Annotated in this window: 18 protein-coding genes; 2 read left to right on the top strand and 16 right to left on the bottom strand. The window is 61.0% G+C overall.

The genetic code is table 11. The features are described from left to right. Positions 1-2: 2 nt before the first annotated feature. Entirely contained in the window at positions 3-248 is a 246-nt protein-coding gene (locus AC1Q5W_RS00300) for a TIGR04438 family Trp-rich protein (protein WP_492645729.1), read from the bottom strand. A 112-nt stretch (positions 249-360) separates the two neighbouring features. Beyond that, complete coding sequence (acs, locus tag AC1Q5W_RS00295; RefSeq protein WP_492645728.1) at positions 361-2,358, bottom strand: acetate--CoA ligase; 1,998 nt, start codon at positions 2,356-2,358, stop codon at positions 361-363. 168 nt (positions 2,359-2,526) lie between these two features. On the opposite strand from acs, the gene AC1Q5W_RS00290 reads away from it, so the two are divergent. Further along, positions 2,527-4,080, top strand: a complete 1,554-nt coding sequence (locus AC1Q5W_RS00290) for a fumarate hydratase (RefSeq protein ID WP_492645727.1) — start codon at positions 2,527-2,529, stop codon at positions 4,078-4,080. A 10-nt stretch (positions 4,081-4,090) separates the two neighbouring features. Further along, positions 4,091-4,945: a glutamate racemase gene (gene murI / locus AC1Q5W_RS00285; protein WP_492645726.1), complete on the top strand. Its 855-nt coding sequence runs from the start codon at positions 4,091-4,093 to the stop codon at positions 4,943-4,945. Positions 4,946-5,037: 92 nt separating this feature from the next. On the opposite strand, the gene AC1Q5W_RS00280 is transcribed toward murI, so the two are convergent. From AC1Q5W_RS00280 to AC1Q5W_RS00215, 14 genes are all read right to left on the bottom strand, one after another. Beyond that, positions 5,038-5,553 carry a hypothetical protein gene (locus tag AC1Q5W_RS00280; protein WP_492645725.1) on the bottom strand — a complete coding sequence of 172 codons (516 nt, stop codon included), beginning with the start codon at positions 5,551-5,553 and terminating at the stop codon, positions 5,038-5,040. Between the two features lie 496 nt (positions 5,554-6,049). Next, complete coding sequence (locus tag AC1Q5W_RS00275; protein ID WP_492645724.1) at positions 6,050-6,400, bottom strand: hypothetical protein; 351 nt, start codon at positions 6,398-6,400, stop codon at positions 6,050-6,052. 48 nt (positions 6,401-6,448) lie between these two features. Then, positions 6,449-6,814 (bottom strand): metal-dependent hydrolase, encoded by a 366-nt coding sequence (locus AC1Q5W_RS00270; RefSeq protein WP_492645723.1) that lies wholly within the window; start codon positions 6,812-6,814, stop codon positions 6,449-6,451. Continuing rightward, positions 6,811-6,990 (bottom strand): hypothetical protein, encoded by a 180-nt coding sequence (locus AC1Q5W_RS00265; protein ID WP_492645722.1) that lies wholly within the window; start codon positions 6,988-6,990, stop codon positions 6,811-6,813. Before AC1Q5W_RS00265 ends, AC1Q5W_RS00270 begins: the two co-directional genes overlap by 4 nt. A 17-nt stretch (positions 6,991-7,007) precedes the next feature. Continuing rightward, complete coding sequence (locus AC1Q5W_RS00260; RefSeq protein WP_492645721.1) at positions 7,008-7,286, bottom strand: hypothetical protein; 279 nt, start codon at positions 7,284-7,286, stop codon at positions 7,008-7,010. Between the two features lie 71 nt (positions 7,287-7,357). Further along, on the bottom strand, positions 7,358-8,350 hold the full coding sequence (locus tag AC1Q5W_RS00255) for a helix-turn-helix transcriptional regulator (RefSeq protein ID WP_492645720.1): 993 nt from the start codon (positions 8,348-8,350) through the stop codon (positions 7,358-7,360). Positions 8,351-8,674: 324 nt separating this feature from the next. Beyond that, positions 8,675-9,367 carry a GIY-YIG nuclease family protein gene (locus AC1Q5W_RS00250; protein WP_492703991.1) on the bottom strand — a complete coding sequence of 231 codons (693 nt, stop codon included), beginning with the start codon at positions 9,365-9,367 and terminating at the stop codon, positions 8,675-8,677. Between the two features lie 210 nt (positions 9,368-9,577). Then, positions 9,578-10,279 (bottom strand): two-component system response regulator KdpE, encoded by a 702-nt coding sequence (kdpE, locus tag AC1Q5W_RS00245; RefSeq protein ID WP_492645718.1) that lies wholly within the window; start codon positions 10,277-10,279, stop codon positions 9,578-9,580. A gap of 11 nt (positions 10,280-10,290) precedes the next feature. Then, positions 10,291-13,050, bottom strand: a complete 2,760-nt coding sequence (locus AC1Q5W_RS00240) for a DUF4118 domain-containing protein (protein ID WP_492645717.1) — start codon at positions 13,048-13,050, stop codon at positions 10,291-10,293. Beyond that, entirely contained in the window at positions 13,034-13,183 is a 150-nt protein-coding gene (locus AC1Q5W_RS00235) for a hypothetical protein (protein WP_492645716.1), read from the bottom strand. The genes AC1Q5W_RS00240 and AC1Q5W_RS00235 overlap by 17 nt, the downstream gene beginning before the upstream one ends. Before the next feature lie 10 nt (positions 13,184-13,193). Beyond that, entirely contained in the window at positions 13,194-13,766 is a 573-nt protein-coding gene (gene kdpC, locus AC1Q5W_RS00230; RefSeq protein WP_492645715.1) for a potassium-transporting ATPase subunit KdpC, read from the bottom strand. 9 nt (positions 13,767-13,775) lie between these two features. Next, positions 13,776-15,851 carry a potassium-transporting ATPase subunit KdpB gene (gene kdpB, locus AC1Q5W_RS00225; RefSeq protein ID WP_492645714.1) on the bottom strand — a complete coding sequence of 692 codons (2,076 nt, stop codon included), beginning with the start codon at positions 15,849-15,851 and terminating at the stop codon, positions 13,776-13,778. A gap of 32 nt (positions 15,852-15,883) precedes the next feature. Next, positions 15,884-17,683: a potassium-transporting ATPase subunit KdpA gene (gene kdpA, locus AC1Q5W_RS00220; protein WP_492645713.1), complete on the bottom strand. Its 1,800-nt coding sequence runs from the start codon at positions 17,681-17,683 to the stop codon at positions 15,884-15,886. Continuing rightward, positions 17,683-17,790 carry a potassium-transporting ATPase subunit F gene (locus AC1Q5W_RS00215; RefSeq protein WP_492645712.1) on the bottom strand — a complete coding sequence of 36 codons (108 nt, stop codon included), beginning with the start codon at positions 17,788-17,790 and terminating at the stop codon, positions 17,683-17,685. The genes kdpA and AC1Q5W_RS00215 overlap by 1 nt, the downstream gene beginning before the upstream one ends. Between the last annotated feature and the right edge of the window lie 2 nt (positions 17,791-17,792).

Raw genomic sequence — 17,792 nt, 5'->3', positions numbered from 1 at the left:
CTTCAGCGCCGGCGTTTGCTGCTGAGGGTGCCCATGGCCTCGCGGTTGCGCTCAATGCGGTCCTTGCGCCGGGCGTCTTCCCGCTCCATGGCCTTGCGCTTGGTGTAGCCCGAAGCGTCGGCCCAGGCCCACCAGACCACGGCCAGGCCGAAGGGCGCCAGCACCACCAACCAGCTCCAGGCGGCAACGGGACCTATTTCCAGATATTTCATGGCCAGAAGAACCAGGCCCAAACCCAAAAAATACATGCGTGTCTCCTGTTCTGCGTACAAACGGCATTCGCCCCGCAAGGACTGTAACCCAAGCCCATGACAAAGGCCCGCTTGCGCGGGCCTTTGCATCACGCCGGGTGGCGCGGGTTCAGTAGGCCTGACCCAGTTGGTCCAGGATGGCGGGGTTTTCCAGTGTGGAGGTGTCCTGGGTAATGGACTCGCCCTTGGCCAGCGAGCGCAGCAGACGGCGCATGATCTTGCCGGAACGGGTCTTGGGCAGGTTCTCGCCAAAGCGGATGTCCTTGGGCTTGGCAATGGGGCCAATCTCCTTGGCCACCCAGTCGCGCAGCTCCTTGGCAATGGCCTTGGCCTCGTCGCCCGTGGGGCGTGCGCGCTTGAGCACCACGAAGGCGCAGATGGCCTCGCCCGTCAGGTCGTCGGGGCGTCCCACCACGGCGGCCTCGGCCACCAGGTCGGTCTTGGACACCAGGGCCGATTCGATTTCCATGGTGCCCATGCGGTGGCCCGAAACGTTGAGCACGTCATCGATGCGTCCGGTGATGCGGAAGTAGCCCCGGTCAGCGCTGCGCACCGCGCCGTCACCGGCCAGATACAGCTTGCCGCCCATTTCCTCGGGGAAATAGCTCTTCTTGAAACGCTCGGGGTCGTTCCAGATGGTGCGGATCATGGACGGCCAGGGGCGCTTGACCACCAGCATGCCGCCGGAGCCGTTGGGGATGTCGTTGCCCACCTCGTCCACGATGGCGGCCATGATGCCGGGCAGCGGCAGCGTGCAGCTACCGGGCACCAGGGGCGTGGCACCGGGCAGCGGCGTCATCATGTGGCCGCCGGTTTCGGTTTGCCAGAAAGTGTCGACGATCGGGCATTTCTCATGGCCGACGTTCTTGTAGTACCACATCCAGGCTTCGGGGTTGATGGGTTCGCCCACCGAACCCAGGATGCGCAGGCTGCTCAGGTCGGAGCGGTCGGGATGCACGGAAGCATCGCTTTCGGCAGCCTTGATGAGCGAACGGATGGCCGTGGGCGCGGTGTAGAAAATGGAGCACTTGTGGCGCTCGATCATCTGCCAGAAGCGGCCGGCATTGGGGAAGGTGGGAACGCCTTCAAAAATGATCTGGGTGGCGCCGGCGGCCAGGGGGCCGTAGGCCACGTAGGTGTGGCCGGTGATCCAGCCGATGTCGGCGGTGCACCAGAACACGTCTTCAGGTTTCAGGTCGAACGTCCAGTCCATCGTGACCTTGGACCACAGCAGGTAACCACCGGTGGAGTGCTGCACACCCTTGGGTTTGCCGGTGGAACCGGAGGTGTAAAGAATGAACAGGGGGTGCTCGGCGCCCACGGCCACCGGGGCGCACACGGTGCTCTGGCCGGCCAGGGCTTCGGTGAAGGTCTTGTCGCGCCCGGCCACCATGGCGCAGGCGGTCTGCGTGCGCTGGTACACGAACACGGTCTTGATGGTGTCGCAGCCGCCCATGGCCAGGCCTTCGTCCACGATGGCCTTGAGCGGCAGCTCCTTGCCACCGCGCATCTGGTAGTTGGCAGTGATGACAGCCACGGCGCCGGCGTCGATGATGCGTTCCTGCAAGGCCTTGGCCGAGAAGCCGCCAAACACCACGCTGTGGGTGGCACCAATGCGGGCGCAGGCCTGCATGGCAATCACGCCTTCGAGCGTCATGGGCATGTAGACCAGCACGCGGTCGCCCTTCTTGATGCCGTCAGCCTTGAGCGCGTTGGCGAACTGGCTCACGCGGGCCAGCAGCTCCTTGTACGTGGTCTTGGTGACCGTTCCGTCGTCGGCTTCAAAGATGACGGCGGTCTTGTTTTCGGTCGGGGTGCCCACCCACTTGTCCAGGCAGTTGGCCGAGGCGTTGAGTTCGCCATCGTCGAACCACTTGTAGAACGGGGCCTCGGACTCGTCCAGCGTGCGGGTGAAGGGCTTGCTCCACACCAGGTTCTCGCGCGCCAGCTTGGCCCAGAAACCTTCGAAATCGCTGTCGGCCTGCGCGCACAGGGCGTTGTAGCCGTCCATGCCCGAAATGCGGGCCGACTTGACCATGGCCTCGCTCGGTGGGAAAACCCGGTTTTCCACCAAAACGGATTCAATTGCGGACGATGGTGTGCTCATGGGGGGGTCTCCTACGTATGAATTGGAATTGGCGCGTATGGTTATGGACTGCACTTACGCATCACTGACTGAGGGTGCCAGCGGTTGCGGCCGGCTGGCCAGCCGTCAGCGACCCGAAGGCTGGTTTGGGTAAACTCGCCCCACCCCCCTGTTCTTGAAATACTTCCCATGACCACGACCATCCGCCAAGCCGACCTGATTGAGTCCGTCGCTGCTGCACTGCAGTACATCAGCTACTTCCATCCCGCAGACTACATTGCCCACCTGGCGCGCGCCTACGAGCGCGAGCAAAGCCCTGCCGCCAAGGATGCCATCGCGCAGATCCTGACCAACAGCAAGATGAGCGCCACCGGCCACCGGCCCATCTGCCAGGACACCGGCATCGTCAACGTGTTCCTCAAGGTCGGCATGGACGTGCGCTGGGAAGGCTTCACCGGCAGCCTGGACGACGCCATCAACGAAGGCGTGCGCCAGGGCTACAACCACCCCGACAACACGCTGCGCGCCAGCGTGGTGGCCGACCCCGAGTTCCTGCGCAAGAACACCAAGGACAACACCCCGGCCGTGATCTTCAGTGAGATCGTCCCCGGCAACACCGTGGAGGTGACCGTAGCCGCCAAGGGTGGCGGTAGCGAGAACAAGAGCAAGATGTACATGCTCAACCCCGGTGACTCGGTAGTGGACTGGGTCCTGAAGACCGTGCCCACCATGGGCGCCGGCTGGTGCCCGCCCGGCATGCTGGGCATCGGCATCGGTGGCACAGCCGAGAAGGCCGTCCTGATGGCCAAGGAAAGCCTGATGGACGACCTGGACATGTACGAACTGCAGGCCAAGGCCGCCAGCGGCGCCGAACTCGATAACGTCGAGAAACTGCGCCTGGAGCTGTTCGAGAAGGTCAACGCCCTGGGCATTGGCGCGCAGGGCCTGGGTGGCCTGACCACCGTGCTGGACGTCAAGATCAAGATGTACCCGACCCACGCCGCCAGCAAGCCCATTGCCATGATCCCCAACTGCGCGGCCACCCGCCACGCCCACTTTGTGATGGACGGCAGCGGCCCGGTCTACCTCACACCGCCGTCGCTGGACACCTGGCCCAAGGTGGACTGGACCCCCAACACCGAAACCAGCAAGCGCGTGGATCTGAATACCCTAACTCCCGCCGAAGTGGCCAGCTGGAAGCCCGGCCAGACCCTGCTGCTCAACGGCAAGATGCTCACCGGCCGCGACGCCGCGCACAAGCGCATCCAGGGCATGCTGGCCAAGGGCGAGAAGCTGCCCGTGGACTTCACCAACCGCGTCATCTACTACGTGGGTCCGGTCGATCCGGTCAAGGGCGAGGCCGTGGGCCCCGCCGGCCCCACCACCGCCACCCGCATGGACGGCTTTACCGAAATGATGCTGGCGCAAACCGGCCTGATCTCCATGGTGGGCAAGGCCGAGCGTGGCCCGGTCGCCATTGAGGCGATCAAGAAGCACAAGTCGGCCTATCTGATGGCCGTGGGCGGCGCCGCCTACCTGGTGTCCAAGGCCATCAAGGCCGCCAAGGTCGTCGGTTTTGCCGACCTGGGCATGGAAGCGATCTACGAATTTGACGTGGTCGACATGCCCGTCACCGTGGCCGTGGATTCGGGCGGTACCAGCGCCCACATTACCGGCCCGGCCGAGTGGCAGAAGAAAATTGCCACGGGCGAGTTCAAGAACATCGCGGTGACTTCCCGGTAAACACCCCGGCATGACGCCCGCCGACGCACTGCCCGCCAGCCGCGCACACGACTCCATCGGGGTTTTTGACAGCGGCGTGGGAGGGCTGAGCGTGCTGCGGGCGCTGCGCGAGGAGTTGCCGGCGGAGCGCTTTGTCTATGTGGCCGACAGCGGCCATGCACCCTACGGAGAGCGGGATGACGCACACGTCATCGCCCGCTCCCATGCCATCACCCGGTACCTGCTGGAGCGCCACCATATCAAGGCACTGGTGGTGGCCTGCAACACGGCCACGGCAGCGGCCATCAAACTGCTGCGCCAGGACTACCCCGACCTGCCCATCGTGGGCATCGAACCCGCCCTGAAACCCGCAGCAGCCCAGAGCCAGACCAAGCACGTTGGCGTCATGGCTACCCGGGGCACGCTCAACAGCGAGAAATTTCGCACCCTGCTGGAGTCGCTGCACGGGCAGGCCACCTTCGTGCTGCAACCCTGCGACGGCCTGGCCGATGCCATCGAACACGCAGATGCTACAAAAATAATAGCTGCGTGCGCAAAATACACGGGCGCCATGGGCCCATTTGGCACTGAAAACAACGCCATGGACACACTGGTGCTGGGCTGCACCCACTACCCGTTTGTGGCGGATGTATTGCGCCCCTTGGTCGGCGACCAGGTGGCGTTTCTGGAAGGCGGCGCTCCGGTGGCTCGGCAAACCCGGCGCCGGCTGGCCGAGCGCGGCTGGCTGGCCACCTCCGACGCTGCCCAGCGTCCTGCGGCTGCCGCACTGACCTTCGGCACCACCGGCCAGCGCGATGAGCTGGTCTCGGCGGTACAGCGGTGGCTGCACATGGCGGTCGAGGCGGACACGCTGGAAATTGAGTAACCGTGTCGCTGGAAGCATAACCGTGCCGCGATAGGAAGCATATCTGTGCCGCAGGTGATCCTCAGATTGATGAATCCCCTTAGAACGCTCAACTAGCCGCCCAGAACATACCCCGCATCCAGGATTCGCTGGCCTACAGAGTGGATGAGCTCGCGTTTGGTGAGGGCCAGGCTTGTTGGATTCTCAGCTTCAGGAATTCCATTGGAATAAAGATCAGCTTTCCACACGCCACCTACAAAACGTCCCTTGTCAGGACCAAAGCCAAACTCATTGCCAGCATAGAAGAGGCGGTAAGGTAGTTGCGGCAGATCAAACTGAAAAGTTGCACCATTCCAGAAGCGTTGGATCTCGGGCGGCAGGTGCATCTCCACACGCCATGCACCCACGTCGTAGTTATCGGGCCTGAAAACGGTGCAACGCAATCGTGTTGGCAACCGGGGAAGAATTGCCCGCGCAAGTGAAGCCTTCAAAGACCGGATGCAGTTCTTATCGTCTACTTGATGCTCTGGCGCATAGACGTAAAACCCCCCGTACCAATGGCCTCCAACCAGCTTCGCCGCAAGCGATACTTGCCCAGCACCAAAGCGGGTTTTTGGGTACCCGGCCAAGCAATGGCAAAACCTCCTGGCGCACAAAGTCGCTGCAGTCCTCACGCCGGTAGTCTGTGCGCTCTGCATAGAACTCACGCCCATCTTCTGCCACCAAGGCAAGGCTGATAAGGCCGTGTTTCGCGAAGTCAGTGAATTCGGTATCGAGGAAAACCAGCATTCTGAGGACCCTGGCTTATAGCTCCTGCCTTTTAAGGGCAGCTGCCCAACTGGCCTGCTGCTCAGCTGTACGGGGAGCAGCAAAAGTTACAAAGTGTGGCGATGGATAAATCGCTTCTTTCTCGGTCGGCGGAAATTCCGTAACGCAATGCATCTTGCATGATATCGCTGTACGATAAGTGCTCCAGATTCAAAGCCTCCGCCAAGACATCCAACTCCCTGTCAGTCTGACTCTGCAGGTTAGCAAGGTATCGTTGCTTATCGCGCAGAAGATCTGCGACTCGCTCCGGCCATCCTAGTTCCCAGCGGTTGGCAATGGACACAGCGACTGAGCCCTCTACCTTGATTTTCTCGGCCAACTTCGGCCCGTAGTTGAGCCGTACACGGCTTCGAATCGTCTGGAAAACCACGTGACATAGACGCCGATAGCCCAAACCATCATCCAAAAGGCAAAGCTAAATAGGGACTCAGGGATGAACCAGGTCGGCAGGCCGGGATAGAGCGATGCAAGTGTGACCTCAGGAGCCTTCACTTTCGCCATAGATTGCACTAAACCAATGGCCATCACACCCATACACAGGTAAAGCGCAATGATGATGATCGCCGCACTACTTCCACTTAAAATTTTCCCCAAAGCTTTTAACCTTGTTGGAGGATTCAGTAGAAATTGAATCGTTTCTTCAAACATTTAAATTTCTCAATGTAGGTTACGCAATGGCTCTATGGCGTACAGCCGTCAAACGCGGCCAAGGACAGGCAAGGACTTTCGCGTGGTGAAATCCAGTGCCAAATGAATCAAGTAAGCAGAGCCGGCCAGCAGACCAACTCCTCTCAATAACTTGTCAGATTCGGTCTCCGGTTCCCATCGGTGCAGCTTATGCAAGCCTGTAGCCAGCAAGCCGGCAAAGGCTACGCTGTGAAAGAACGCTCGGTGATTCGGGGAAGTCGCTGGCTCCAGAATGTCCGGCAAATTTGTGAAAAAAGCGGCGGCGACACCACTGGCAAACGGCTTGAGCGTAGGCGGCCCTGCCTTGGCCTCCTGATCGGCCAAATAGATCCCTACGGCGGCGCCTGCCACCAACCTGTGCGTTGGCCCGTTCATTTCTTGCTCTCCTTGCGTACACCCTTAAACGGCTCGCCATCCTTTTTTTGGTTCAGGAACTGGCCATTGCCAGTGTCACGTTTTGTCCAAACTTGATTGCCGGGGTTGAACACTTGCGAGCGGTCGCGAACTGCGCCACGGCGTGCGTTGTCACCAATGGGGGCATTCTTGGCCATATTCAGCTCCTTCCTATTTAGACGTCAATGGTGTGGGTCCAGCCAGGAACGCCACGATTGGACAGATAGTCCACCAAAGGAGGGCTGCCGAAGAACTGCACCCTGCCGCCAGACATGAAAGCCAACGCCGCTTGGTCAACACGTAGATTGGCTGCACGCGCCTTTGCGGCCAGTTGCGCAAGAAGTCGCGTGTTGTCTGCAGTTGTGCCTGACGACGAACGGGCGTCGAAGACGGCGAAATTGATCCACCCACCACTGCGGGCGGACTCTCGAAGGTGCGCAAGATTTACTTTCATGGTCACTCCATGCTCAGACCAACTCCGAGCTTTGGAAGTATTCTTGCGAGAGCACTCGCTCATATAGTGACCTACTGAGGTGATCCGGGTTGATTTTTCTTTGCTGCAGCGCACAATGCAACATGAAGCTTTTGGCGCAGCTCCGGTGGCTCAAGCACTTCCACTTCCGGGCTGTGCCTCAACAAATCCATCACCAGCTCTTGATCGCTCGCGTATGGAACCTCCAGTACGTAACTCTGATCATCAAGGTAATAGCTTTTCTGCTCATGATGCCAGCACTCCTTTTCCACCCACTGCGCTCGCTCGGGTGTGAACCTCAAGCGTGCGGTGTGCTTTGCAGGTCCTGCAAAGATGCCGTAACCGCTGCGGAAATGTTCCTGCATCACGTCTTGACTTACTTCGACAGCAGCTTCATCAAGCACGTGCACGCTCTCCATAGCGTCCAGCGCAAATATGCGCAATGCGTTGCGGGTATGGCACCAAGCGTCTAGCACCCAGTTTTCACGATAGTGGACCAGCTTTTGAGGTGAGATGACGCGATTGGTTTGCTCTTTCAGACTGCGATTCCAATACTGCAGATTCAGTCGCTTGCCTTCGAGCAGAGCGCCTGCGACCAACTGAAAGTGCTTGGGCTCAACCTTTCGGGGAGCGAAGTGAATTAGCTTTAACTTGTACTCGATTGACTTGGCAGACTTAGCGCCCTCAGCGAGCATGCCACGCAACCGGGCCCTAAGGGGACCGATATGCTCCTCTAGCAGGCCCGGCTGCACACCGTCCACCAGGTGCAGCATGGTCAATAAGGCGAAGACTTCAGAGGAATCGAACCAAATACCAGGCAACTCAAAGCGCCCTCCCTGGGCCAAATCATCCCGGATGACATATCCACGCAAGCTTCGATCCCACTCCATAGGGCATCCAAGTCGATCGCGAAGGAATTCGAGGTCTCTCTTAATGGATGCCTCCGATACTTCAAGCTCTTCTTTCAGAAAAGCCATCGAAACGGAGTTCTTCTTACGAATGAGACGCACGATTTTTGTCATGCGCTCGATGCTGATCTTGGACATTCCAGCCTCTCCCTAAGTATTCGCATTTAATCCACCAAGTGCGTATTCCGACTAAATAGACCACCCGTGCCGGTTAGGGTTGACCGTTCTACTGGCAATGACTGGCAGAGCTGGGCCAGAAGCAGCCAACGACGTCCGTCCGCTACCAAGTCTCTCACTGGTTAGGCTGAAAAGAGGAAATACCAAACACCTAGCATCGAGGTGCAATTGGTACGCCAAGCGAATACGCTACCAAATGGAACGCTAGAAAAATCCACTCCAAGTGGACCATTGCTCGAATTCAAGAGTGTCCGCATTGAGTCACATATATACAGATAAGAAAGACTAATCCAAATCAGTACCAGCACTCACCTCCGTGAGAATTGGCGCCCCAGCTATGACTTCCTGTTCAGGCCAGACTTTCGGCTGGTCACGCTCACCGTTGACAAGCAGCAACTTCCCCCAACTAGCTACATTCGGGGTGCAATATCCCGCCTCGATTGCCAACTTTAACCAATGCCCTTCAAAGCGGAGCGCCATTCTTTGCGTAGTCTTTTCCTGACTCAGCACGACCCAACGCACGTCGACACCTCTTTGCGCGGCCCACTTAAACAATCCAGAGGACGAACGACCCAACAGATGCCCTTGCACCTTGATATGCTCCTTTAGCCTTCTCGCCAGATTAATCGTTTGCCCAACATAGCAAGCCTTCTGCTGTTGGTCTTCGCTGTGGGCAAGCAGTGCATAGAACCAATAGTTACGCACCGTATTGCGTCGTAGTTCAGAGCGCATTGTGGCTTGCGACAATTCTGTTAGTACCGCAGGAGAGAACTGCGCGTTAGACAACCGTCCAAACTCAAACCGTAGGCGGAAGCGTGTCCCATCTCGATGCAGAACGCCTACATAGTTTTGCCCATTACGAGTTATCCGCCAGCCATTCTCTGAAATGCATGCAAGTAGCTGGGGTTTTGTCGTGATAGTTCCATCATCGATCGCCGCTTGCAAGATTTTTTTAGCTTCTCGACTTGAGTCAGCCAAATTTTCTCTCGGCATTTCACTTACCCCCTGCGTTTCGGCTGCTGATCGTATACGCTCTGTTCCCAATTCGGAATGTCTGCAATCGGGCACGAGTCCCAGGACGCCAATGCTTACTTTGGGTCGACTGCGGCTACGGCTCAGGGCCACAAGCAGTCATCCATGAACGACTGCAATAGGAGATGCAATTACTACGGGTACTTATCAAAACATTCAGTCGACCAACCGATAGCCAACTGCGGTTTCAGTCAGCAGGTGCTGGGGCTGACTGGGGTCGGCTTCGAGCTTCTGGCGCAGGTGCCCCATGTAGATGCGCAGGTAGTGGCTCTGGTCGGAATGTGACGGGCCCCAAACCTCGCGCAGCAACTGGCGGTGCGTCAGTACCCGGCCCACATTGGCCACCAGCACCAAGAGCAGCCGGTATTCCAGCGGGGTGAGGTGTACTTCCTCACCGCAGCGGCGCACCACACGTGACGCACGGTCAATTTCCACATCGCCAAAGCTGAACAAAGCCTCGTCCACTTTGCCATCGGCACCTGCCGCGCGCGGGCGGCGCAGGTTGGCGCGCACGCGCGCCAGCAATTCGCCAACCCCGAAGGGTTTGGTCAGGTAGTCGTCGGCCCCGGCGTCCAGGGCCGCAATCTTGTCGCCTTCGTCACTGCGGGCCGACAGCACTACGATGGGCACGGGTGACCAGCTGCGCACATCACGGATCACGTCCAGCCCATCACCATCGGGCAGGCCCAGGTCCAGCACCAGCAAGTCTGGCTTGCGCGTGGCGGCGTCGCGCACACCGTCGCGGGCGGTTTCGGCTTCAAACACCTGCCAGCCTTCGGCCTCCAGCGCCGCGCGCACGAAGCGCCGGATCTGGGGCTCGTCCTCGATCAAAACAGCTACGGGCGCAGGGGTGGACATCGTGACGGGATTCAGGTCGTTTCGCTGGGAGCCTGTGGCGGCTCCCGACGTGGAATGGTGATGGTGAATTCTGCACCACCACCGATGGCATCGGCCGCTGCAATCTGGCCGCGGTGCGCCTGCACCACGGCCTTGCAAATGGCCAGTCCCAATCCCACTCCGCGGGTGGCGGACTCATTCTTACCCCGGGTGAACTTCTCGAACAAGTCAACTTTGTGGCCTTGGGCGGCCGAAGGCAGACCCGGACCATGGTCGCGCACCCGCAGCTCCAGCATGGCGGGCGTGACCAGCGCAGAAACCTCCACGGCGGGAACCTGGGCCGGATGCGAAACGCCGTATTTGGCGGCGTTTTCCAACAAGTTCACCAGCACACGCTCCATCAGACTGGCGTCAAACTCCACCAGGGGCAAATCAGGGGGAATGTCGGTGTGCACAGACAATGGCCCCAGCGCATGGCGGGCAGCCCGGATGGCCCCACCCACCACTTCTTCAACCGATTGCCACTCCATGTGCAGCTCCACCTGGCCACTTTCCAGGCGTGCCATCTCCAGCAGGTTGCCCACCAAGGTGCTGAGCTCCCGTGCTTCCTGGCTGATGGCTTGGGCCGACACTCGTTGCGCCTCGGTCAATGGCGCGGAGGCTGCCAAGGATTCAGCCTGCCCCACCAAGGCGGTAAGCGGCGTGCGCACGTCGTGCGACATGGCGGCCAACAGGGTATTGCGCAGGCGCTCCGACTCCATTTGCACCACGGCACCCTGTGCCACCTCCACGTAGTGGACCCGTTCCAGGGCGATGGCAATTTGCCGTGCCAGGGTTTCCAGCTGCTGCACCTGTTCGGGTATCAGCAGCCAGCGCGCCACGGCCGGGCGCAATGCCAGCACGCCACGCGTGCGCATGGGGGCCTGCAGGGGAACATAGTGCCAGGGATTGGAAGGCAGGGTGCTGGTGGTCAGGCCAGCACGCTGCCCATTGTGGAATGTCCAGTCGACGATACTGGCGTCCATGCCTTCGGGCAAGGAGCCATCGAGTACCAACCGGTCGTCACTGTCAGGCAGCAGTATCTTGACCTGGCCGCCAAAGGTACGCTGCACCGCGGCTTCGCCCATTTCGGTCACCTGGTCGGTCTGCAACGCGGCAGAGAGTTCGCGGGTGAGCTCGAACAAGGCCTGGGCCCGGCGCTCCCGGCTGGACGACACCTTGGCCGAGAAACGCAGGTTGGCGGTCAGCTGGCCAATCAAGAGCCCCACCACCAGCATGACGGCAAAAGTCACCAGGTACTGCACGTCGCTGACGGCAAAGGAAAGCCGCGGTGGAACAAAGAAAAAGTCGAACGAGGCCACTGCCAGCACAGCAGCCAGGCTGGCTGGGCCGCGTCCGTATTTCATGGCCACCAACACCACGCACAGCAAGAACAGCATGACGATGTTGGCCAAGTCAAACCAATGGCGCATGGGCTGGGTCAGCACCGTGGTGGCCAGACAGGCCACTACCGCGGCGCCATAGCGTTGTACCTGGGTCGACAGCCCTAAGGACATACCGGACTCGTCGCTGTCCGCAGGCAAGCTCTGTCCCAGCTTGCGCACGCTCTCGGTAAACCCGACTTCGATGATGTCCACGGTGGGTGCCAGCGTCGCGAGTCGGCGCGTGAGGGTGGACTGAAATAGCCGCCGCAGCCAAGGCCAACGCTTGGCGGCTGGGCGCCCCAGCAGCAGGGTGGCGCAGTTCAGGGTCTGGGCCTGCTGCAACAGCTCGGCAGCGATGTCGTCGCCAGCCAGTACGGCGGTGTCCCCACCCAGTTCTTCGGCCAGCTTGAGTACGGCCAGTGTGTGGTCGCGGTCTTGGGCATTGCGTCTTTGTAAGGCTGGCGTTTCGACATAGGCCGCATGCCAACGCACATTGAGCTGCCCGGCCAAACGGGCGGCCGTACGCACCGCGTGCTCAGCACCTGCATCGGGCCCTACACAGACCAGCAAGGCGCCCGATGTGTTCCAGGCCGCACTGGAGGCACCCGTGTCCTGGTGTGCCTTGTGCAACAGGTTCTGGCGGTAGCTGCGCACGTCGTCGCCCACATGCTCAGCGGTGCGGCGCAGGGCAATCTCGCGCAGGGCAATGAGATTACCTTTGCGAAAGAAGTTCTGGCTGGCCCGCTCGGCCTGCTGCGGGATGTAGACCTTGCCTGCTTTCAAGCGTGCCAGCAGTTCATCGGCAGTCACATCAACCAGCACGATTTCGTCGGCGCCGTCCAATACCGTATCGGGCACGGTTTCATTCACGCGCACGCCGGTAATGGCCCCCACCGTGCCATTGAGGCTTTCCAGGTGCTGGACATTGAGCGCGGTCCAGACATCGATGCCGGCGTCCAGCAGTTCCTGCACATCCTGCCAGCGTTTGGGGTGGCGCGAGCCAGGGGCATTGCTGTGGGCCAGTTCGTCGACCAGCAGGATTTCGGGCGCCTTTTCCAGCGCAGCGTCCAGGTCCAGCTCCAGCAGCACCTGACCCCGGTAAGGAACTTTGCGCAGGGGCAACAGCTTCAGGCCGGCTTGCAGCTCCATGGTTTCCTTGCGGCCATGGGTTTCGATCACGCCAACCAGGACGTCCTGTCCGGCACGCTGCGCCCTCTGGGCGGCACTGAGCATGGCGAAGGTCTTGCCCACCCCCGCATTGGCACCAAAGTAGATGCGCAACTTGCCGCGCACCCGCTCCAGATCGTCTTCCTTAATCTGGGCCAGCAGCGCGTCGGGATCGGGGCGGGTGTCAGGATAACTTGCCATGCTTTGTGTAAGCGGGGGTGTTGCCGCCATTCTCCTTGTGTTTGCGCCATTCTTTCCAACTGAGAATCACCCACGCAAGCGCCAGTGGCAGCACCAGAACGGCCAACACCAGCGTTGCAATCAGCCAATCCATGGCGGAGTCCTCAGCGCAGAGCGTCCAGCGCCAGATTGAGCTGCAACACATTGACCACAGGTTCTCCCAGAAGGCCCAGCATCGGACGCTGGGTGTTGTTTGCAACCAAGGTCTGCACCATCTCCGGGTTGAGCTTGCGAGCACGGGCGACGCGCTGCACCTGGTACTGGGCGGCGGCTGGGCTGATGTGGGGGTCCAGGCCACTAGCCGAGGCGCTGACCAGCTCCACGGGCACCGGAAGCGGGTTGCCGGGGTCGGCTGCAAGCAGAGCCTCCTTGCGGGACTTGGCAGCATCAACCAGCGCGGGGTTGAGTGGGCCCAGGTTGGAGCCACTGGAAGCCACCGCGTTGTTGCCCATGGGCCCGGTGGCCGAGGGGCGGCCCCAGAAGTGGCCGGGGTCGCTGAAGTTTTGTCCGATCAGCGCCGAGCCCACCGGTTTGCCATCGCGCAGGATCAGGCTGCCGCTGGCTTGGTGCAGGAACACGGACTGGCCGATTCCGGTGACGATGACAGGGTAGGCCACGCCGGTCAACGCCGTCAGGACCGCAAAAGAAACCAGCAGGGGACGAATCAGTTTGTTCATGGTGAATCCTTAAGCCAGGTGGAGAGCCACGAGCAAAATATCGATGGCCTTGATGCCCACAAACGGCACCAGCAGACCGCCCAGACCGTAGATGGTGAGATTGCGGCGCAGCAAGGCGGCGGCACCGACGGGGCGGTATTTAACGCCCTTGAGCGCCAGCGGAATCAGCGCCACGATGATCAAGGCATTGAAGATCACGGCCGAGAGGATGGCCGAGCTCGGACTGCCCAGGCGCATGACATTGAGCGCCGCCAGTTGCGGGTAGGTGCTCACAAAGATGGCCGGGATGATGGCGAAGTATTTCGCCACGTCGTTGGCGATGGAGAAAGTGGTCAGTGAACCCCGCGTCATCAGCAAGGCCTTGCCGGTTTCCACCACCTCCAGCAACTTGGTGGGGTTGGAGTCCAGGTCGACCATGTTGCCGGCTTCCTTGGCGGCCTGGGTGCCACTGTTCATGGCCACGGCCACATCGGCCTGGGCCAGCGCCGGGGCGTCGTTGGTGCCGTCACCGGTCATGGCCACCAGGCGGCCTTCGGCCTGGTAGCTGCGGATCAGCGTGAGCTTGTCTTCCGGGGTGGCTTCGGCCAGGAAGTCGTCGACGCCGGCTTCGGCCGCGATGGCCGCGGCCGTGAGCTTGTTGTCGCCGGTGATCATCACGGTCTTGATGCCCATGCGGCGCAGTTCACCGAAGCGTTCCTTGATGCCGGACTTGACGATGTCTTTCAACTCGACAATGCCCAGCACCTGATGGCCATCGACCACCGCCAGTGGCGTGCTGCCACGGCGGGCCACTTCATCGGCGGCGCGCAACACCTCAGACGGCATGGTGACGCCTTGGGCCTGCAGGTACTTGCGCACGGCGTCGACGGCACCCTTGCGCAGGTGGCGGGTGCTGCCGTTGGGGGGCGTCACGTCCATACCGCTCATGCGGGTTTGGGCCGTAAATGTCACTTCCTGGGTGATGCCCACCAGTGGCGGTACCTGCACCTGGCGCAGGGCCAGCGCCACGATGCTGCGGCCTTCCGGGGTTTCATCGGCCATGGAGGCCTGTGCGGCCACCTGTGCCAGTTGCTCCTGGCGCACGCCCGGCGCCGTGATGAACAGGGCCGCCTGGCGATTGCCATGGGTGATGGTGCCGGTCTTGTCCAGCAGCAGCACGTCCACGTCGCCCGCAGCTTCGACCGCGCGGCCCGAGGTGGCGATGACACTGGCCTGCATCATGCGGCTCATGCCGGCCACGCCCACGGCCGACAGCAGGCCACCGATGGTGGTCGGAATAAGGCACACCAGCAGGGCGATGAGTGCCGTGACGCTGACCACCGCGCCGCTGCCTGCGGCTTCGACGCTGAAGATGGAGTAAGGCAGCAAGGTAACGGTGACCACCAGGAACACGATGGTCAGGGCCACCAGCAAAATGGTGAGCGCCACTTCGTTGGGGGTCTTCTGGCGCTTGGCGCCTTCCACCATGCCGATCATGCGGTCCAGGAAGGACTCACCAGGGTTGACAGCGATGCGCACCACCAGCCAGTCGGAAAGCACGCGGGTGCCACCGGTGACGGAGGCAAAGTCGCCACCCGACTCGCGCACCACGGGGGCCGATTCCCCGGTGATGGCGCTTTCGTCCACGGTGGCCACGCCTTCGATCACTTCGCCATCCACGGGAATCATGTCCCCGGCATCGACCTGCACCACATCGCCCTTGCGCAAATTTTCAGCCTGCTCGGGAATCCAGGTGGTTCCATACTGCGGGGTTTGCAGCTTCTTGGCCCAGGTGCTCTTTTTCAGACTGCGCAGCGAAGCCGCCTGGGCCTTGCTGCGGCCTTCGGCCAGGGCTTCGGCAAAGTTGGCAAACAGCACGGTGAACCAGAGCCAGACCGCCACCAGCAGGACAAATCCATAGGGTTCTGCCACCTCACCACGCAGTGCCATCAGCCCCAGCAGGGTGGTGATGATGCTGCCGATGTAGACCACAAACATCACCGGGTTGCGCCATTGGATGCGTGGATCGAGTTTGGTGACCGCCGCCCACAAGGCGGGCTTGACCAGCACCGGGTCCAGCAAGGTCAGGGAGTTTTTGCTTTTCATAGGAATACCTCGCGAATTTGGCAAGTGGGCGATCAGGCCGCGGGCCAGAGCATCAGGTGCTCAACCACCGGGCCCAGCGCCAGCGCCGGCACATAGTTCAAGAGACCCACCAACAGCACGGTGCCAATCAACAGCACCACAAACAGCGGTCCGTGGGTGGGGAAGGTGCCGGCCGTTTCGGGCAGGCGCTTCTTGGTGGCCAACGATCCGGCAATAGCCAGCACCGGCACAATCACGCCGAAGCGGCCCAACCACATGGCAATGGCCAGCAGGTAGTTGTAGAACGGCGTATTGACCGAGAGGCCCGCGAAGGCGCTGCCGTTGTTGTTGGCGGCCGATGTCAGGGCGTACAGGATTTCCGAGAAGCCATGGGCGCCCGGATTGGCAATGCCAGCCTTGCCCGCTGTGGCCAGTACGGCGATGGCGGTGCCGGCCAGCACCAAAATGGGTGTCACCAGAATCGCAATCGAAGTGAGCTTCATTTCGTGCGACTCAATCTTCTTGCCCAGGTATTCGGGCGTACGGCCGATCATGAGGCCCGCAATGAAGACCGCCAGAATGGCGAAGACCAGCATGCCATACAGGCCGGTGCCCACACCACCAAACACCACTTCACCGAGCTGCATCATCACCATGGGCACGGCGCCACCGATGGGGGTGAGCGAGTCGTGCATGGTGTTGATGGCGCCGCAGGATGCGGCCGTGGTGATGACAGCAAACAGGCTGCTGGCGTTGATGCCAAATCGGCTTTCCTTACCTTCCATGTTGCCGCCCGCCTGTAGGTTGCTTGCGGCCTGATCCACGCCCAGGGCGGCAATCTGCGGATTGCCCAACTGTTCGGCCGAGGTGATAACCACTACCGCCAACACAAACATGACGGTCATGGCGGCCAGCACGGCCCAGCCCTGGCGCAGGTCACCGACTTCACGTCCGAAGGCAAAGCACAAGGCCGCCGGGATGAGGAAGATGGCCAGCATCTGCACCAAATTGCTCAGCGCGGTCGGGTTCTCATAGGGGTGGGCCGAGTTGGCGTTGAAGAAGCCGCCGCCATTGGTGCCCAGCATCTTGATGGCTTCCTGCGACGCCACCGGCCCCATGGGCAAGGTCTGTGTGGTAGTGCTGGCGTCTTCCAATACGGGTGCACCCTTGTCGTCCAAAACAGCTTGCCCATCAGCCCCCAGCTTGGGTTGCTGGTACTGCGTGGTCTCCAGGGTAGTGACGTCCTTGTAGGCGTCAAAGTTTTGGATCACGCCCTGGCTGACAAAGAACACTGCAATCACCAGCGACAGCGGCACCAGCAGCCAGGCCGTGATGCGCGTCATGTCGACCCAGAAGTTGCCAATGACGGCGCTGGAGCGCGCAGCAAAGCCGCGGAACAGGGCAAACACCACGGCTATACCGGTGGCGGCCGACAGAAAATTCTGAACCGCCAAACCCAGCATCTGTACTAGGTAGCCCATGGTGGATTCGCCCGAGTAGCCCTGCCAGTTGGTGTTGGTGACAAAGCTCACCGCGGTGTTGAAGGCCGAGTCCACCGAGACAGCGGCCATGCCCGCGGGATTGAGCGGCAGCACGGCCTGCCAGCGTTGCAGCAGGAATACCACCACTGCCCCCAGGGCGTTGAATGCCAGCAAGGCCACGGCGTATTGCTTCCAGCCCATGGCCTGGTCCGGCGACGTACCCATCAAGCGGTACAGCGGAGATTCCGCGCCTTGCATCCAGCTTGGGAAACGCCCGGTACTGATGCGATGGATCCAGATGCCCAGCGGCCAGGCCAGGACCAGCAAGGTGCCCAAGAAGAGAGCCAGCAGCCCCCATGCAGAACTGCTCATCAGAATTCCTCCGCGCGCACCAGCGCATAGACCAGGTACGCAAACAACAGGGCGGCGCAGGTAGCACCAGCCCCATAGACCACATGCAATGTGTTGACTGTTTCCATCG

The sequence above is a fragment of the Rhodoferax sp. MLSD5-FHT05B10 genome (assembly GCF_058793415.1).
This window is presented reverse-complemented; position numbering and strand designations above follow the sequence as displayed.